We start from the raw sequence: 15613 nt of genomic DNA on the forward strand, positions 1-15613 counted from the left end.
CCGGAGGGGCGACGACTAGTCGTTGTTGTTGCCCGGGGCCGGCGTGGTCTTCTGGATCTGGAGCAGGAACTCCGCGTTCGACTGGGTCTTCTTCATCCGGTCGAGCAGGAGCTCGATGGCCTGCTGCTGGTCGAGCGCGTGCAGCACCCGGCGCAGCTTCCAGACGATCGCCAACTCCTCGCCGCCCAGGAGGATTTCCTCCTTGCGGGTGGAGGACGCGTCGACGTCCACCGCCGGGAAGATCCGCTTGTCGGAGAGCTTGCGGTCGAGCTTGAGCTCCATGTTGCCGGTGCCCTTGAACTCCTCGAAGATCACCTCGTCCATGCGCGAGCCGGTCTCGACCAGCGCGGTGGCCAGGATGGTCAGCGAGCCGCCGTCCTCGATGTTGCGCGCGGCACCGAAGAAGCGCTTCGGCGGGTAGAGCGCGGTCGAGTCGACACCACCGGACAGGATGCGGCCGGAGGCCGGGGCGGCGAGGTTGTACGCGCGGCCCAGGCGGGTGATCGAGTCGAGCAGGACGACCACGTCGTGGCCCAGCTCCACGAGGCGCTTGGCGCGCTCGATGGCCAGCTCGGCGACGGTGGTGTGGTCCTCGGCCGGGCGGTCGAAGGTCGAGGAGATGACCTCGCCCTTCACCGACCGCTGCATGTCGGTGACCTCTTCCGGACGCTCGTCCACCAGGACGACCATCAGGTGGCACTCGGGGCTGTTGACCGTGATCGCGTTGGCGATGGCCTGGAGGATCATGGTCTTGCCGGTCTTCGGCGGGGCCACGATCAGACCGCGCTGGCCCTTGCCGATGGGGGCGACCAGGTCGATGATCCGCGTCGTCAGGACGTTGGAGTCGGTCTCCAGGCGGAGCCGGTCCTGCGGGTAGAGCGGCGTCAGCTTCTGGAACTCGGGGCGGCCCCGGCCCGACTCGGGCGCCATGCCGTTGACCGAGTCGAGGCGGACCAGCGCGTTGAACTTCTCGCGGCGCTCGCCGTCCTTGGGCTGGCGCACCGCACCGGTGACGTGGTCGCCCTTGCGCAGGCCGTTCTTGCGGACCTGGGCGAGCGAGACGTACACGTCGTTCGGGCCGGGCAGGTAGCCGGAGGTCCGGATGAACGCGTAGTTGTCGAGGATGTCCAGGATGCCCGCGACGGGGATCAGGACGTCGTCGTCGGAGACGGGCGGGGCGTCGGCGAAGTCGTCGCGCCCGCGACGGCCGCGGCGGTCGCGGTAGCGCCCGCGTCGGCCGCGCCGGCCGCCCTCGTCGTCGAAGCCGTCGTCCTGCGGGCCGTTGTTGCCGCCCTGGTTCTGGCCGCCGCCCTGCCGGCGGTTGCCGCCCTGGTCGTCGCCCTTGCCGCGCCGGCCGTCGCGCTGGCGGTCGCGGCGCTGCTCGCCGCGGTCCCCGCGCTGGCGGTCGCCCCGGCGGCCCTCGGCGTTGTTGTCCGCGCCGGACTCGGCCTTGGAGTCGGCGGAGCGGTCCTCGGCGGGCGCCTCGTGCTTCTGCTCCTGCTTCGGCTCGTCCTGGGCGCGGTCCTTGGTCTGCGCCTTGGCGTCCGGCTTGCTCTCCGGGCTGCCCGCCTGCGCGGTGGCGCGGCGGCGACGGCGCTCGCCCGCGGGCTGGTCGTCGCTGGCCGGCTGGCCCGGGATGTCGATCTGCTGCTGGGCCGTGGCCTTGTCGGCGGGCGCGGCGGCCGGAGCCTCGTCGGTGCCGGTGCGCGCCTTGGAGGTGGCGCGGCGCTTCGGCTTGGTCTCCGTCGCCTCGGCGGGGGCCGCGGGGGCCTTGGCCTTGGGGGCGGAGGAGCCGCCGCCGGCCTGGGCCTCCTTGATGACCTCGATCAGCTGGCTCTTGCGCATCCGCGCGGTGCCCTTGATGCCGAGGCCGGACGCGACCTGCTGCAGCTCGGCCAGGACCATGCCCTCAAGGCCGGTGCCGGAGCGGCGGCGCCGTGCGGTGGTGCCAGTGGCAGCACCTTCGGCGGGCGCGGGGCTGTCGACGTTCTTGTCGGCAGTCACGCCCATCAGATCGGTGGTGTCGCTCACGAAGGGTCCTTCCCTGGAGCGGACGTCGGCCTTCTGGCTCGGCGACCGGTTGTGCTGTCCGGCTGCGGTCCTCGGTTGGTGTGGCCCGTGCCGGGGCGGTGGTCCGCCGGATGGAACGGCGGAGAGATGGGGTGTTCATGTGCCCGGCGCGAGCATCCCCCTGCTCGGCCCACTCCTGGACGAACGGAGGGGTGTCGTGCCGGTTCCGGAGCGTGCTCGCAACTGCTCAGGCAGGCTGCTCAGGCAGTTGGGGAGGCTCCCGGAAGAAATGGTGGTCCCGAAGGGGACACGGAGCAACGCGCCTCATGGACGTCGATTGCAGACTTGAGATTAACACTACCGGCTCCAACAAACATTCCCCCTCTCACTCACCGGCAATCACTTCTCGGCCAGTGGCCTCGCGGCTACGAGGCCAGCGGCAGGACGCACGCGCCCTGCGCGTCGAGAGCGAGCCGGTTGGCCGCCCATCCCTCGCCCGCCAGTCGGGCGACCTTGTCGGCCGCGCCGTCCCCGGCCAGGGCCAGCACCGTCGGTCCCGCGCCGGAGATGACCGCGGGCACGCCCTCGGCGCGCAGCCGGGCCACGAGTTCGACGCTCTCGGCCATGGCGGGCGCGCGGTAGTCCTGGTGCAGCCGGTCCTCGGTGGCCGTGAGCAGCAGCTCGGGGCGCCTGGTCAGGGCCTCGACCAGGAGGGCGGCACGGCCGGCGTTGAACGCGGCGTCGACGTGCGGGACGGTGCGCGGCAGGAGGCCGCGGGCGGTCTCGGTGAGCACCGGCTTGCCGGGGACGAAAACCACCGGAACGATGGAATCAGCGGGGTCCATCCTGATCGCGCGGGCCGAGCCGCCGTCCATCCAGGCGAGCGTGAAGCCGCCGAGCAGGCAGGCCGCGACGTTGTCGGGGTGGCCCTCGATCTCGGTGGCGAGCTCCAGCAGCGCGGCGTCGTCCAGTCGGGCGTCCCCGCCGGTCGTCACGGCACGGGCGGCGACGATTCCGGCGCAGATGGCGGCGGAGGAGGAGCCGAGGCCGCGTCCGTGCGGGATGCGGTTGGCGCAGACGATCTCCAGGCCGCGGGGCTGTCCGCCGAGCAGGTCGAAGGCGGTGCGCAGGGACCGGACGAGCAGGTGCTGCTCGTCGCGGGGCAGGGTGTCCGCGCCCTCACCGGCGATGTCGATGTGCAGTCCGGAGTCGGCGACGCGGACGACGACGTCGTCGTAGAGGCCGAGCGACAGGCCGAGGGCGTCGAAACCGGGGCCCAGGTTGGCGCTGGTCGCGGGGACGCGCACCCGGACGGCGGCGGCTCGGAAGGCGGGACCGGCCATCGCTGTGACGACTCTCCTTGTGAGGCGGCGGGGATTTCGGGGGCTGCGGGCGGGATTCTTCGGGGGAGCCGCAACGGCCCGGGCACCCCGGCAGAAGCGGCGGGGCGGGTTGGGTACAGCTTATCGAAGGAAGGTTCTGTGGCGACATAGGGCGCACAGGAGGCGCACGATGCGTGTCGCACGCCCGTGGTGCGCTCTTGTTGCCGAAAAGGGCCGGTAGGAGGCCCTTTCTGACGAGTCGTCGCGTGCTGCCCCGGGCCGTCGTGCGGACCGGCCCGGGGGACGCGTCACGCGGTTACGCCAGGCCCAGCTTCTCGGCGGCGGCTGCCGCGTCGACCGGGACGGTGACGGGCTGCGGGGCGCCCGCGACGGCCCAGTCGGGGTCCTTGAGGCCGTTCCCGGTCACCGTGCAGACGATGCGCTGGCCGGGGTCGACCTTGCCCTCCTCGGCGGCCTTGAGCAGACCGGCCACGGACGCGGCCGAAGCGGGCTCCACGAAGACGCCCTCCTGGGAGGCCAACAGGCGGTAGGCGGACAGGATCTGACGATCCGTCACCTCGTCGATGAAGCCGCCCGACTCGTCCCGCGCGGCCAGCGCGTAGTTCCAGGAGGCCGGGTTGCCGATCCGGATCGCGGTCGCGATGGTCGACGGGTCCTTGACGACCTCGCCGCGCACGATGGGCGCGGAACCGGACGCCTGGAAGCCCCACATGCGCGGCTTGTGCGTCGACATGCCGTCCCCGGCGTACTCGGTGTAGCCCTTCCAGTACGCGGTGATGTTGCCCGCGTTGCCGACCGGCAGGACGTGGATGTCCGGGGCGTCGCCGAGCGCGTCGACGATTTCGAACGCGGCGGTCTTCTGGCCCTCGATGCGGACCGGGTTGACCGAATTGACCAGGGCGACCGGATAGTTGTCCGAGAGCGAGCGGGCCAGCGTCAGGCAGTCGTCGAAGTTGCCGTCGACCTGGAGGATCTTGGCGCCGTGCACGAGCGCCTGGCCCATCTTGCCCAGCGCGATCTTGCCCTGCGGCACGAGGACCGCGCAGACCATGCCGGCCCGGACCGCGTAGGCGGCGGCCGAGGCGGAGGTGTTGCCGGTGGAGGCGCAGATGACGGCCTTCGCGCCCTCCTCCTTGGCCCGGGTGATGGCCATGGTCATGCCGCGGTCCTTGAAGGAACCGGTGGGGTTGGCGCCCTCGACCTTGAGGTGCACCTCGCAGCCCGTGCGCTCGGAGAGGACCTGAGCGGGGACGAGCGGCGTACCGCCCTCACGGAGCGTGACGACCGGCGTCGTGCTCGTGACCGGGAGACGGTCCCGGTACTCCTCGATGATGCCGCGCCACTGGTGGGTGCCCTTGGTGGTCATGGGTCCTTACTCCCCTTCAACACGCATGATGCTGGCGACACCGCGCACGGTGTCGAGCTTGCGCAGCGCCTCGACGGTCCCGGAGAGGGCGGCGTCGGACGCGCGGTGGGTGACGACGACGAGAGAGGCCTCGCCGTCGGTTTCCTGACTGTCCGGCCGGCTCTGCTGGCGGACCGTATCGATGGACACGCCCTGGTCGGCGAAGACGGTGGCGACCTGGGCGAGCACGCCCGGCTTGTCGGCCACGTCGAGGCTGATGTGGTACCGCGTGACGACGTCGCCCATCGGGCTCGCCGGCAGGCGCGTGTACGCGGACTCGCCGGGGCCGGGGGCCTCGTTGAGCTTGTTGCGGCAGACGGCCACGAGGTCGCCGAGGACCGCGGACGCGGTGGGCGCCCCGCCCGCGCCGGGGCCGTAGAACATCAGCTGCCCGGCCGCCTCGGCCTCCACGAACACCGCGTTGTACGCCTCGCGCACCGAGGCGAGCGGGTGGCTGAGCGGGATCATCGCGGGGTGCACGCGGGCCGTCACGGAGGCGCCGTCGGCGGCGCGCTCGCAGATGGCGAGGAGCTTGACGGTGCAGCCCATCCGGCGGGCGGACGCGATGTCGGCGGCGGTGACCTCGGTGATGCCCTCGCGGTGCACGTCGCCGATGCGGACGCGGGTGTGGAAGGCGATCCCGGCGAGGATCGCGGCCTTGGCGGCGGCGTCGAAGCCCTCGACGTCGGCGGTGGGGTCGGCCTCCGCGTAACCGAGGGCGGTGGCCTCGTCCAGCGCCTCGGAGTAGCCGGCGCCGCTGGTGTCCATCTTGTCGAGGATGAAGTTGGTGGTGCCGTTGACGATGCCGAGCACCCGGTTGACCTTGTCGCCGGCCAGGGACTCGCGCAGCGGCCGTACGAGCGGGATGGCACCGGCCACGGCGGCCTCGTAGTAGAGGTCCCGGCCGTGCTGCTCGGCGGCGGCGTGCAGGGCGGCGCCGTCCTCGGCGAGCAGGGCCTTGTTGGCGGAGACGACGCTCGCGCCGTGCTCGAAGGCGGTCCTGATCAGCGTCCGGGCGGGCTCGATGCCGCCGATGACCTCGATGACGACGTCGATGTCGCCGCGTTTGACCAGGGCGGTCGCGTCCGTGGTGATCAGGGCGGGGTCGATGCCCTCGCGCACCTTGGAGGGCCGGCGGACGGCGACACCGGCGAGCTCCACCGGCGCGCCGATGCGCGCGGCGAGGTCTTCGGCGTGCGTCGTCATGATGCGCGCCACCTCTGAGCCGACCACACCACAGCCCAGCAGCGCCACCTTCAGCGGACGCGTACGCATCATCCGACCTCGTTTCCTTTACACCTGTAGTACGGACCAGTCTCACTCACCGGACGGGTGTTCCCGCCACCCGTCCGGATCCTGAGATGTTTACGGGGATACCGTGGTACGCCCCCGGAAATAGGGCGTCAGCCGACGTCGAGACGCAGGAGATCTTCCTCCGTCTCGCGCCGGACGATCACCCGCGCCTCCCCGTCCCGCACGGCGACGACCGGCGGGCGCAGGGCGTGGTTGTAGTTGCTCGCCATGGAGCGGCAGTACGCGCCGGTGGCGGGCACGGCGATCAGGTCGCCGGGGGCCAGGTCGGACGGCAGGTAGGCGTCCTTGACCACGATGTCGCCGCTCTCGCAGTGCTTGCCGACGACCCGGACGAGCATCGGTTCGGCGTCCGAGGTCCGCGAGGCGAGCGCGACGCTGTACTCGGCGTCGTACAGCGCGGTGCGGATGTTGTCCGACATGCCGCCGTCGACGCTCACGTAGGTGCGCAGGCCCTCCAGCGGCTTGACCGTGCCGACCTCGTACAGCGTGAAGGCGGTCGGGCCGACGATGGCGCGGCCGGGCTCGACGGAGATGCGGGGGGTGGCGAGTCCGGCGGCCTCGCACTCGCGGGTCACGATGTCGCCGAGCGACTTGGCGATCTCGTGCGGCTCGCGCGGGTCGTCCTCGGAGGTGTACGCGATGCCGAGGCCGCCGCCGAGGTCGATCTCGGGCAGTTCGACGCCGTGCTCGTCGCGCACCTCGGCGAGCAGCTGCACGACGCGGCGGGCGGAGACCTCGAAGCCGGCCATGTCGAAGATCTGGGAGCCGATGTGGGAGTGGATGCCGACGAGTTCGAGCCCGTCCAGGGTGAGCGCCCGGCGCACGGCCTCGGCGGCCTGTCCGCCGGCGAGCGCGATGCCGAACTTCTGGTCCTCGTGGGCGGTGGCGATGAACTCGTGGGTGTGCGCCTCGACGCCGACGGTGACCCGGATCTGGACGCGCTGGCGCTTGCCGAGGCCCTGCGCGACGTGGGCGACGCGGACGATCTCCTGGAAGGAGTCGAGGACGATGCGGCCGACGCCCGCCGCGACGGCCCGCTCGATCTCCTCGACGGTCTTGTTGTTGCCGTGGAAGGCGATGCGCTCGGCGGGCATCCCGGCGTCGAGCGCGGTGGCCAGCTCGCCGCCCGAGCAGACGTCGAGGTTGAGCCCCTCCTCCTTGAGCCAGCGCACGACGGCCCGGGAGAGGAACGCCTTGCCGGCGTAGAAGACGTCGGCCCCGGGTCCGAAGGCGTCGGACCAGGCGCGGCAGCGGGCCCGGAAGTCCGCCTCGTCCAGGAAGTAGGCGGGGGTGCCGAACTCCTCGGCGAGGCGGGCGACCGTGAGCCCGCCGACGGTCAGGGCGCCGTGCTCGTCGCGGGTGACGGTGCGGGACCAGACCTTCTCGTCGAGGACGTTGAGGTCGTCGGCGGGGGCGAGGTAGTGGCCGTCGGACACGACGTCGGCGTGACGGGGTCCGGCGGGGTGGGCGGATCGGCTCATCGTGTGGTTCTGCTCTCTCGGGTGCTCAGAGGTGTTCGGGCGCGCTGACGCCGAGCAGGGACAGGCCGCCGGCCAGCACCGTCCCGGCGGCTTCGGCGAGGGCCGTCCGGGAGCGGTGGGCGGCCGAGGGTTTCTCGTCCCCGACGGGGAGCGGTGGGGCGGCGTCGTGGAAGTCGAAGAAGGCGGCGGCGACCGCTTCGAGGTGCCGGGCGAGCCGGTCGGGGGCGCGGTGCCGGGCGGCGGCGGCGAGGACGGCGGGGTACGCGTCGAGCAGCGTGAGCAGGGCGGTGGACGCCTTGGTGGCGTCGATGTCCTCGTCATGCCCCGCGACGGCGACCCCGAGCCGCGCCGCCTCCCGGACGACGGCACGGGCGCGGGCGTGGGCGTAGCGGACGCGGAAGAGGGCGTTGGCCTCGGTCTGCGCGATGAGCTCCGGCCCGAGGCCGGCCCGGTCGTGCCCGGCGGCGCGGAGAAGGCCCCAGCGGGCGGCGTCCGGGCCGCGCCGGGCGCGCCGGGCCCCCGCGGGGGCGCCGGCGGGGGCGGGGGGGATGGGGGGGGGGGCGGGGGCGGCGGCGCGCTTCGCGCTGGCGGCGACCTCCGCGTTGGCGGCGACCACCGCGTCGGCGGCGCGCTCCGGGGCGTCGGCGGCGGCGCGCTTCGCGTTGGCGGCGGCCTCCGCGTCGGCGGCGGCGTGCTCCGCGTTGGCGGCGGCGGGGGCGGCAGCGTGCTCCGCGTTGGCGGCGGCCTCCGCGTCGGCGGCGGTGCGCGGCTGGTCGCCGCTGACGGCGCCCGGCGCTGGCCGGTCCACGCCAGGCTCCTGCCCGCAGGCGCCGACGGCGCGAGCCGCCGCCCGGTCCGCGCCGGGCTGCTGCCCGCAGGCGCCGACGGCGTAGGGCGTCGGCCAGTCCGCGTGGGGCGTGGGCCGGTCCGCGTGGGGCGTCGCCCGGTCCGCGTGGGGTGGCTCTCCGTACGCGCCGAGGGCGACCCCGAGCAGCGTCCAGTCCGGGTCCGGTGCCCCCGCGCAGCTGACGCTTACGTCGGCGCCCTGGGCGGCCAGGAGGCGGCGGACGGCGTCGGCGGTGACGGCGGCCCGGACCTCGCGGGCGTGGACGAGCCGCGACCGCTGTCCGGCGAGGGCGTCCCCGTATCCGTACCGCTCCCCCTGCTCCCGCACCCGGTGGACGAGGTCGCGGTGGGCGGCGGCGCCGGTGGCGGCGTCGAGCGTGAAGTTGAGGAAGCCGGGTCCGGTGATCTCGACTCCGGCGACCCCGGGGGCTCCGGCGAGCCGGTCGCGCAGGATCTCGGCGACCTCGCGGGCGGCGAGGCCGGCGGGTCCGGCGAGCTGGAGCGCGACGGCGCTGGCGTAGTCGCCGCGCCCGCCGGGCCGGGTCCTCTCCACCCGTACGCGCGCGGGCACGGGCCCGCGCAGGGCGTCCTCGCGGACCGCGCGGCGCACGGCGTGCAGCACGGTCGTGGAGAGATCGACGGGGGTCACGGGACAAGCGTATGGGAGGGAGGGGGGCCCTCCGCGAACCGGTTTCGCCATGCGGTCAGCCGGCGGCGCTCTCCGCCCGCCCGGCACCCGGCCCGGCGGCCGGCACGGACGGCCGGCCGCGCTCGACGAGCCGGCGCACGAGCATCACCAGCTCCCCCGGCTCGAACGGCTTGGCGAGGAACGCGTCCACCCCGGCGGCGACCCCGTGGTCCACCTCGTACGGCGTGCAGGCGCTGACGATCGCGAGCGGCAGGTGCCCGGTGCGCGGGTCGGACCGCAGCCGGGTGGCGGTCTGGAGGCCGTCGAGCCGGGGCATGACGACATCGAGCGTGATCACGTCGGGGCGGACCCGGTGCACGAGATCAAGACACTCGACACCGTCGCCCGCGGTCACGACCTCGAAGCCCTCCAGCTCGAGATTGACCCTGATCAACTGCCGGATGACCTTGTTGTCGTCGACAACAAGCACGCGGCCGCATGCCCCAGACACCCTTCGAGAGTAGGGGCGGCGGAGGGGCTGCGTCCGGGTTTTGCCCACTTCCGCCCCCGGAGGAGGCTCCCGGGGATGGCCGGATGTGCGTACGAGGGGGCACGCGCCCTCGCGCGATGACGCGGAATACCTGTTCACGGGCACCCCGCGAGAGCTGGTAGTGTTTCACCCGTCGCAGAGCAGCACGGCGATACGCCCCCGTAGCTCAGGGGATAGAGCATCGGCCTCCGGAGCCGGGTGCGCAGGTTCGAATCCTGCCGGGGGCACTTCGCAGGAAGTGCCGAAAAGACCCCGCCATCAGCGGAAACGCTGAGGTCGGGGTCTTCGCGTATGTGCGGGCGGGTGCCGATGGAAAGCACAGAGGGCCGCACCCCGCTGCGCGCGGCCCTCTGTCCGTCAAGCGGGGCCGGGATCGAAGATCTCGTGCCCGCCGACCCGGCGCCGGACGATGTGCGGCTCACCCGCGCGGAACTCGTCCGCGTACTGCCGGGTGGCACGCCCGTCGGGCGCCCAGGTCATCTCCATGACGGGACGTGCACCGGCCGGGAGCGGTACTCCCTGGACCGGCTTGACCCGGAGGCCGGGCCGAAACCGCCCGCTGGCCGCGTCCGGCACGGACTTCTGCCTCCCAGGGGTCGGGGTCAGTTCTCCTCGGCGAGGTGCGCGAACATCTCGTCCACGTCCTCGTGCCGGATGGTGCGCCCGGCGGCGATGTCCTCGCTCGCCTCGCGCTCACCCGCCTGCCACCGCTCCGTCCAGAACCACGCCTGGTCCGTGCGGATCTGCCGTGGTCCGTGCACCCCGGCGACCCCGTCGTCAGCCCGGCAGCTTCAGCTCGGCGGCGACCGTCTTGCCCACCGGCACGCGGTCCAGCACCTCCCAGCGGGCGGCGAGCGCCGACACCAGGAGCAGCCCGCGCCCGTCCTCGGCGAGCGGGGCGGGGACGGCCAGGCCCCCGGCGGGCGGCCGGCGTTCGCTTCGGGCGTCGGAGACCTCGATGCGGAGGGTCCGGCCGGTGAGCCGCAGGGTCAGCTCGAAGTCGCGGCCGGGGACGCGGCCGTGGGTGACGGCGTTGGCGGCGAGTTCCGCGACGAGCACGGCGGCGGTGTCGGAGGCCGTGCTGCCGTGCGGCACGCCCCAGGCGTCGAGCTGGTGCAGGGCGAGGCGACGGGCGAGCCGGGCGCCGCGCGGGGTGGAGCTGAAGCGCTGGGTGAACGCGTCGGCGGCGGCCGGAGCTTGGGGGGCGACCGCGATGGGCAGTGGTGTCATGCCGACAATCTGGCGGTACGTCCATGGTGCGCACCAGTGATCACCTGCGTACTCAGGGTGAGCGTACGCGTTCACGGTGTCCGCATCAGCTCCCGGAGCCCGGCGACGCGGGGCGGGACCCCGTCGGCGGTGTCCGGGGCCGGTGCCTGTGTCTGCGGGCCCCGGCACGGGCGGCAGAGGCCGTCCGGCAGGGCGTCCGCCGGGCCGGGCCGGCCGCATTCGACGCACTCGACCCGGAGGCCGCTCGCGAGGCGGGGCGCGTCCGGGATGTGGGGCGGCATCTTGTCCGTGAGGCGGCGGCGCACCAGGCCGAGCGGGTGCGTGACGGGCTCCGGGAGTCCGGCCGTGAGGGCGGACGTCAGGTGCTCGGCGCTCGCACCGCGTGCGAACCAGGCGGCTGCCAGCGGTTCCAGGGCGGCGCAGTCGGCGGCGGAGAGCGCCAGGCGGGGGTCGCGGCGGCCGAGTCCGGCGAGGGCGCGGTAGGCGGCGGAGGGTGCGCCGGGAACTTCCGGCTCCGGCTTCGGCGGCGCGGGCGGCTCGGGGGCGGCGGCCCTCAAGGGCGCGGCCACCGGCGCGGGTTCCGGGGTGGCGGTCCCGCCGGAGAGCGCGGCCGTCCACCACTCGTTGTCGTGGGCGGTCCGGGACCAGTAGGTGTACGTCACCCACCGGCACGCGCCGTCCCCTTCGACCCGGCGCCGTACGCGGCGCAGGTGTCCGGCCACGGCGAGCGCGCGCAGGGCGGAGCCGATGGCCATCTGGCCGTACAGCGGGAGGTCCTTGGCCAGCGACTTGATGTCCATCGCGGCGCCCTCGGGGAGGCGGTCGATGTAGCCCGCGATGTACCGCTCGCGCTCGGGCAGGGAGGCGAAGTCGGCGGGGCGGGAAGGGCCTTGCCCCGGGGCGGCCTGCTTGCCGTAGCCGGACTTGGCGGTGCGGTGCGGGCGCGGCGCTTCGGGCGCGGGTAGGGCGGGACTAAAGTGCTGGGCAGCCATGAGATCGGGTCTTTCTGTGTGGTCGATCTTGGGTCAGACCCCGGCCGGTGCGCTAACACCGCGTCGGGGTCGTTTCGTTGGGGGCACCGTAAGCAGTCGCGACTTTCCGCTGCAACTCGCTCACTATTAGTCATACTTGCTGGCCGTGACGGGGTGGGGAGGGCGGGAGGTTTTCCCTTTCCCGCTTTTCCCCGCCGGATGAAGAACACCGCTCGGGTCTCGAATCTCGGAGCCCGAGGGCGTTCCCGCGGAAGGCGCTCGGGGCCCGAGCATCGAGCTTTGAGCTTCGATCCCCGAGTTCCGCGCTACAGGATTGCCAGCGCTCTGGCGATTCGGTCGCGCGCCTCCGCCCCGTGAACGGCGGTGCGTGCCAGCTCCCTGAACGCCCTCAGGTAGGTGCGGACTTCGCCGGGAGCGGTGATGTTGACCTCGGCCGTCAGGGTTTCAACGGCCACCTGGGCGTCATCGAACGCGTAGAACGCCTCCAGCGGCCAAACGACCCGCCGCGCCCCGAACGGGATGATTCCCAGGGACACGTTCGGTCGGGCCATGACCTCTTGCAGGTACCGGAGCTGTCCGGCCAACTCGGCTTCTCCGCACACCTGGTAGTACAAGACGGCTTCTTCGAGCAGCAGACCGAACCGGTGATTGCCCTCTCGGAGGACGCGGGAACGGTTGAGGCGCGCCTGCACGGCGTCGGCCACGTCGTCCGGGGTGCCCTGGAAGGTGGTGATGGACCGCAGGACCCCCGTGGCGTAGCCGGCGGTCTGGATCATCCCAGGCATCACGTTGGAGGCGTACACGCGGAAGTGCGACGTTCGCCCGTACAGAGGGACGGTCTTTTCGTGCACCCGCCGCATCCCGTCCCGGTGGATCTGCCGCCAGTGGGGGTACATGGACTCGGCGGTACGGGAAGTGGCGATGAGGTCCACAGCCCGCTCATCAGCCCCGCAGGCGTGACACCAGGCCCGGATATCAGCGTCCGAGGGAGCGGTCCTGGCCCGTGTGATGCGGGAGGCTTTCGACTTGTGCCACCCGCACCGCACGGCCAGGTCGTGCCCGGTGAGCCCGGCATCCCGTCGCATGGCGTCCAGTTGGGAGGCAACGTCCGCGCGAGCGGCCTGGGCGGTGGACAGCGGTGACGTGGGCATAACAGACTTCTCAGACGATGTACTTGTCGTGCGGGACGGCTCGTTCCCAGACGGCTTCGAAGGCGTCGGAGCACAGGCCGGCCATTGCTTGATCGTCGGTCTGATCGGTGTGGACCCAGCGCCCCTCACCGTCGAAGACATTGAACTGGACGAGCTTGCCGTCGAACAACCAGAAGTCGTTCCCGGGCAACGCGAGTCCGGATGCCAACCGGCGCGGAAGCCATCGGACTTCCTCGCCCGCCGCGATGTTCGTGAAGGTGAACGAGTGCTCGTAGCGGATGTACTCGCTGGGCGGTTCGCTCACGATCCGGGCCCGGCGTAGCCGCACGCCCTTGGCAGTGATTTCCTGCACGACATCGAGCCAGGGGCGCCACCAGGACTCGCGGTCGTTCGGGGCGAGCCGGTGTCCCCGCCGCCACGCCGCAAATCCTTCGTCCTCGTTGGAAACCGCGTACACATCGCGCATTTCGAGATGGACGGCGGACCGCTCGGTCGACCGGATCAGATCGGTGAAGTTACTCAGACTCTGCGCCATCAAGGGCCTTCCTCAGCAGCGGGATCATGCTCTTCGGCAGCCACACCACGCCCTCGTGGGCCGGAAGCGGACTGTCCGCGACAGTCCGGGCGGTCGTCTCGGCGTCGGCCATGACACCCTGGACCACGATCCCCTGCGTATCCTCGTCCACCCATACCGCCGGGCAGCCATGATCTCCGGACTCCGGGTCCTTGCCGATGAACCGTAGACGCATTGCCCCTCCTCGAGTCGAGCCGGGTTGCAGTTGGTTGCACGCAGCGTGGCCACGCTCGGTCTGAGCGTCAAGGCAGTTCAACGCACCGTGCAACCGCGTGCAACCTCGTGGACCACGCAGATCACGTCTCCCTACCGTCGAGGCCGGTTTCACAACTGCCCCCGAGGGACGCCATGCGACACAAGAGCACCCAAGAGTCGCCCATCGACCTTCCCGTGGGCTTCTACGCCTGGCTGCTGGATTGCGCCCCGGCCCCGGGTTGCACGACCTGCGGCGCCGAGCGGCGGAACCTCAAGGTCGCCAAGGAGACCGGGGACGTCTGGCAGGCCGCGCGGCACGCCACGAAGATCCGCGACCACGCCTCGGGGAGCCACTGATGCCGATGGACATGCAGACCTACGGGGACGGCCGCCGGGCCGCCGACGACGCGGCGAACGCCCTCAGGGCAGCCCTGGCCGGGCTGGGGCTGCCGGAACGGGTCTGGGCCAACGTACGGCCGATGGTCACCAACAGCGGCAAGCCGTACGTACACCTGGGCATGATGCGCGCCGACGCCGTGGCCGGGATCGCGGAAGCCATCGGCCGCCCCGCCAGGCAGTCGTAAAACGAAACCGCGTGCGGAGCCTCGCACGCAGGGGCGAGAAAACGGCTCGCGCCAGGCCCGCAGCGCGTACGCTGCGTCAGCGTACGCACACTCTTGGTGGACAGTACGTAAGCCCCGCACCGACCATGACACCCAGTCAGAAGCGGTACGACGGGGTGCGGCGCGAAAGGTGGCCATGATGGCCTACGGGAACACGGACGGCGGTACGGGATCTGCGGGCGGTACGGAGCCGGAGGCTTCGGACAGTCTGCGTACATTCGGCGCGGTCGTCCATGCCCTGCGCGAACACGTAGGCCTGAGCCGCGAGGAATTCGGCAAACGGGTCGGCTACTCGAAGCACACGATCGCCTCCATCGAGCAGGGCCGCCGGTGGCCGGAGTGCGGCTTCGTGGAGAGCGCGGAACCGGTCCTCGGCAACACGGGTGCCCTTCGCAAGGCCGCGCCCCACCTGACCCGGCAGGCCGGGCTGGCGAGCTGGTTCGTACAGTGGGCGCGCCTGGAGACGACGGCGATCAGCCTCTACACGTACGACTGCCGGGTGATTCCGGGCCTGTTGCAGACCGAGGCGTACGCACGAGCCGTCATCTCGAACGTTCCGCCGGTGCCAGGTCCGGAGGAGCTGGAGGAGCGGATCGCGGCCCGAATGGCCCGTCAAGAGCTGCTGTCCGTCAGCCGGAAGCCGCCTACCGCCTTTAGCTTCATCGTGGAGCAGTCGGTGCTGGAGCGGCATACAGGCGGGGACGATGTCACGCGTGAACTCCTCGACCACCTGATCGAGTTGATCGAGGGGAACTGGAACGTGGAGTTTCAGATCATGCCTACGCGACGGGTGACGCATGCGGGCACTGACGGCCCCATCGTGCTGGCGGAGACGCCCGAACACCGTTGGTTCGCCTACTCGGAGGGCCAAGAGAATGGGCGGCTGATTGCCGATCCAAAAGAGATCAGCGTGCTCCAGCAGCGGTATGCGAAACTGCGCTCACAGGCTCTGACTCCCGAGGACTCGCTGAGCCTGCTGAAGCGAATGCGAGGAGCGCTATGAGCACGTCCGGCCTGACCTGGTTCAAGAGCAGTTACAGCGGCTCTGCGGGAGACAACTGCGTCGAGGTGGCCATGGACTGGCACAAGTCGAGCTACAGCGGCTCGGAGGGCGACAGCTGCGTCGAGGTCGCCACCTGCCCCGCCGCCGTCCACGTCCGGGACTCCAAGGACCAGCACAGCCCCGAACTCGCCCTCTCCCCCACGACCTGGACCGAGTTCGTCGCGTACGCCGCCCAGGGCTGAGCCCCGCGCAGTGCCCCGCACCGGTG

Annotated in this window: 18 protein-coding genes and 1 tRNA gene; 5 read left to right on the forward strand and 14 right to left on the reverse strand. The window is 72.0% G+C overall.

Annotation, left to right across the window (positions count from 1 at the left end; all coding sequences use genetic code 11):
- Positions 1 to 15: 15 nt before the first annotated feature.
- The 7 genes from rho to FKN01_RS19580 all read right to left on the reverse strand — a co-directional run bounded on the left by rho (position 16) and on the right by FKN01_RS19580 (position 9517).
- On the reverse strand, positions 16 to 2031 hold the full coding sequence (gene rho, locus FKN01_RS19550; protein WP_143622352.1) for a transcription termination factor Rho: 2016 nt from the start codon (positions 2029 to 2031) through the stop codon (positions 16 to 18).
- Positions 2032 to 2435: 404 nt separating this feature from the next.
- Positions 2436 to 3353, reverse strand: coding sequence for a homoserine kinase (thrB, locus tag FKN01_RS19555; protein WP_143622353.1), 918 nt, complete (start codon positions 3351 to 3353; stop codon positions 2436 to 2438).
- Positions 3354 to 3648: 295 nt separating this feature from the next.
- A complete protein-coding gene (thrC, locus tag FKN01_RS19560) occupies positions 3649 to 4719 on the reverse strand; it encodes a threonine synthase (protein WP_143622355.1) in 1071 nt (356 codons plus the stop codon).
- A 6-nt stretch (positions 4720 to 4725) separates the two neighbouring features.
- Positions 4726 to 6036: a homoserine dehydrogenase gene (locus FKN01_RS19565; RefSeq protein ID WP_185992908.1), complete on the reverse strand. Its 1311-nt coding sequence runs from the start codon at positions 6034 to 6036 to the stop codon at positions 4726 to 4728.
- Between the two features lie 125 nt (positions 6037 to 6161).
- Positions 6162 to 7553 carry a diaminopimelate decarboxylase gene (gene lysA, locus FKN01_RS19570; protein WP_143622357.1) on the reverse strand — a complete coding sequence of 464 codons (1392 nt, stop codon included), beginning with the start codon at positions 7551 to 7553 and terminating at the stop codon, positions 6162 to 6164.
- 25 nt (positions 7554 to 7578) lie between these two features.
- The gene (nrtL, locus tag FKN01_RS19575) at positions 7579 to 9048 is read right to left on the reverse strand and encodes an ArgS-related anticodon-binding protein NrtL (RefSeq protein WP_143622359.1); all 1470 of its coding nucleotides are present in this window, start codon (positions 9046 to 9048) and stop codon (positions 7579 to 7581) included.
- Positions 9049 to 9103: 55 nt separating this feature from the next.
- On the reverse strand, positions 9104 to 9517 hold the full coding sequence (locus FKN01_RS19580) for a response regulator (protein ID WP_143622361.1): 414 nt from the start codon (positions 9515 to 9517) through the stop codon (positions 9104 to 9106).
- Between the two features lie 215 nt (positions 9518 to 9732).
- Between FKN01_RS19580 and FKN01_RS19585 the strand changes: the two genes are divergently transcribed.
- Positions 9733 to 9804, forward strand: a tRNA-Arg gene (locus tag FKN01_RS19585).
- Positions 9805 to 9934: 130 nt separating this feature from the next.
- Here FKN01_RS19585 and FKN01_RS33285 read toward each other — a convergent pair.
- The 7 genes from FKN01_RS33285 to FKN01_RS19620 form a co-directional block, all read right to left on the reverse strand.
- Entirely contained in the window at positions 9935 to 10057 is a 123-nt protein-coding gene (locus FKN01_RS33285) for a hypothetical protein (protein WP_260696949.1), read from the reverse strand.
- Between the two features lie 122 nt (positions 10058 to 10179).
- On the reverse strand, positions 10180 to 10338 hold the full coding sequence (locus FKN01_RS19595) for a hypothetical protein (protein ID WP_185992909.1): 159 nt from the start codon (positions 10336 to 10338) through the stop codon (positions 10180 to 10182).
- 16 nt (positions 10339 to 10354) lie between these two features.
- Positions 10355 to 10807, reverse strand: a complete 453-nt coding sequence (locus tag FKN01_RS19600; RefSeq protein ID WP_143622365.1) for an ATP-binding protein — start codon at positions 10805 to 10807, stop codon at positions 10355 to 10357.
- 71 nt (positions 10808 to 10878) lie between these two features.
- Positions 10879 to 11799, reverse strand: a complete 921-nt coding sequence (locus FKN01_RS19605; RefSeq protein ID WP_143622367.1) for a MarR family transcriptional regulator — start codon at positions 11797 to 11799, stop codon at positions 10879 to 10881.
- 305 nt (positions 11800 to 12104) lie between these two features.
- Positions 12105 to 12950, reverse strand: coding sequence for a helix-turn-helix transcriptional regulator (locus tag FKN01_RS19610; protein WP_143622369.1), 846 nt, complete (start codon positions 12948 to 12950; stop codon positions 12105 to 12107).
- A gap of 10 nt (positions 12951 to 12960) precedes the next feature.
- Positions 12961 to 13485 (reverse strand): DUF6879 family protein, encoded by a 525-nt coding sequence (locus FKN01_RS19615; protein ID WP_143622371.1) that lies wholly within the window; start codon positions 13483 to 13485, stop codon positions 12961 to 12963.
- Entirely contained in the window at positions 13466 to 13699 is a 234-nt protein-coding gene (locus FKN01_RS19620) for a hypothetical protein (protein ID WP_143622373.1), read from the reverse strand. The genes FKN01_RS19615 and FKN01_RS19620 overlap by 20 nt, the downstream gene beginning before the upstream one ends.
- 173 nt (positions 13700 to 13872) lie before the next feature.
- On the opposite strand from FKN01_RS19620, the gene FKN01_RS19625 reads away from it, so the two are divergent.
- The 4 genes from FKN01_RS19625 (at position 13873) to FKN01_RS19640 (ending at position 15587) form a co-directional block, all read left to right on the forward strand.
- Complete coding sequence (locus FKN01_RS19625; protein WP_143622375.1) at positions 13873 to 14076, forward strand: hypothetical protein; 204 nt, start codon at positions 13873 to 13875, stop codon at positions 14074 to 14076.
- On the forward strand, positions 14076 to 14303 hold the full coding sequence (locus tag FKN01_RS19630; protein ID WP_260696950.1) for a hypothetical protein: 228 nt from the start codon (positions 14076 to 14078) through the stop codon (positions 14301 to 14303). The genes FKN01_RS19625 and FKN01_RS19630 overlap by 1 nt, the downstream gene beginning before the upstream one ends.
- A gap of 178 nt (positions 14304 to 14481) precedes the next feature.
- Positions 14482 to 15345, forward strand: a complete 864-nt coding sequence (locus FKN01_RS19635; protein WP_143622377.1) for a helix-turn-helix transcriptional regulator — start codon at positions 14482 to 14484, stop codon at positions 15343 to 15345.
- Positions 15342 to 15587, forward strand: coding sequence for a DUF397 domain-containing protein (locus FKN01_RS19640; RefSeq protein ID WP_143622379.1), 246 nt, complete (start codon positions 15342 to 15344; stop codon positions 15585 to 15587). The genes FKN01_RS19635 and FKN01_RS19640 overlap by 4 nt, the downstream gene beginning before the upstream one ends.
- The last annotated feature ends 26 nt before the right edge of the window (positions 15588 to 15613 follow it).

The organism is Streptomyces sp. 130, assembly GCF_007096885.1.
Classification (GTDB): Bacteria; Actinomycetota; Actinomycetes; order Streptomycetales; family Streptomycetaceae; genus Streptomyces.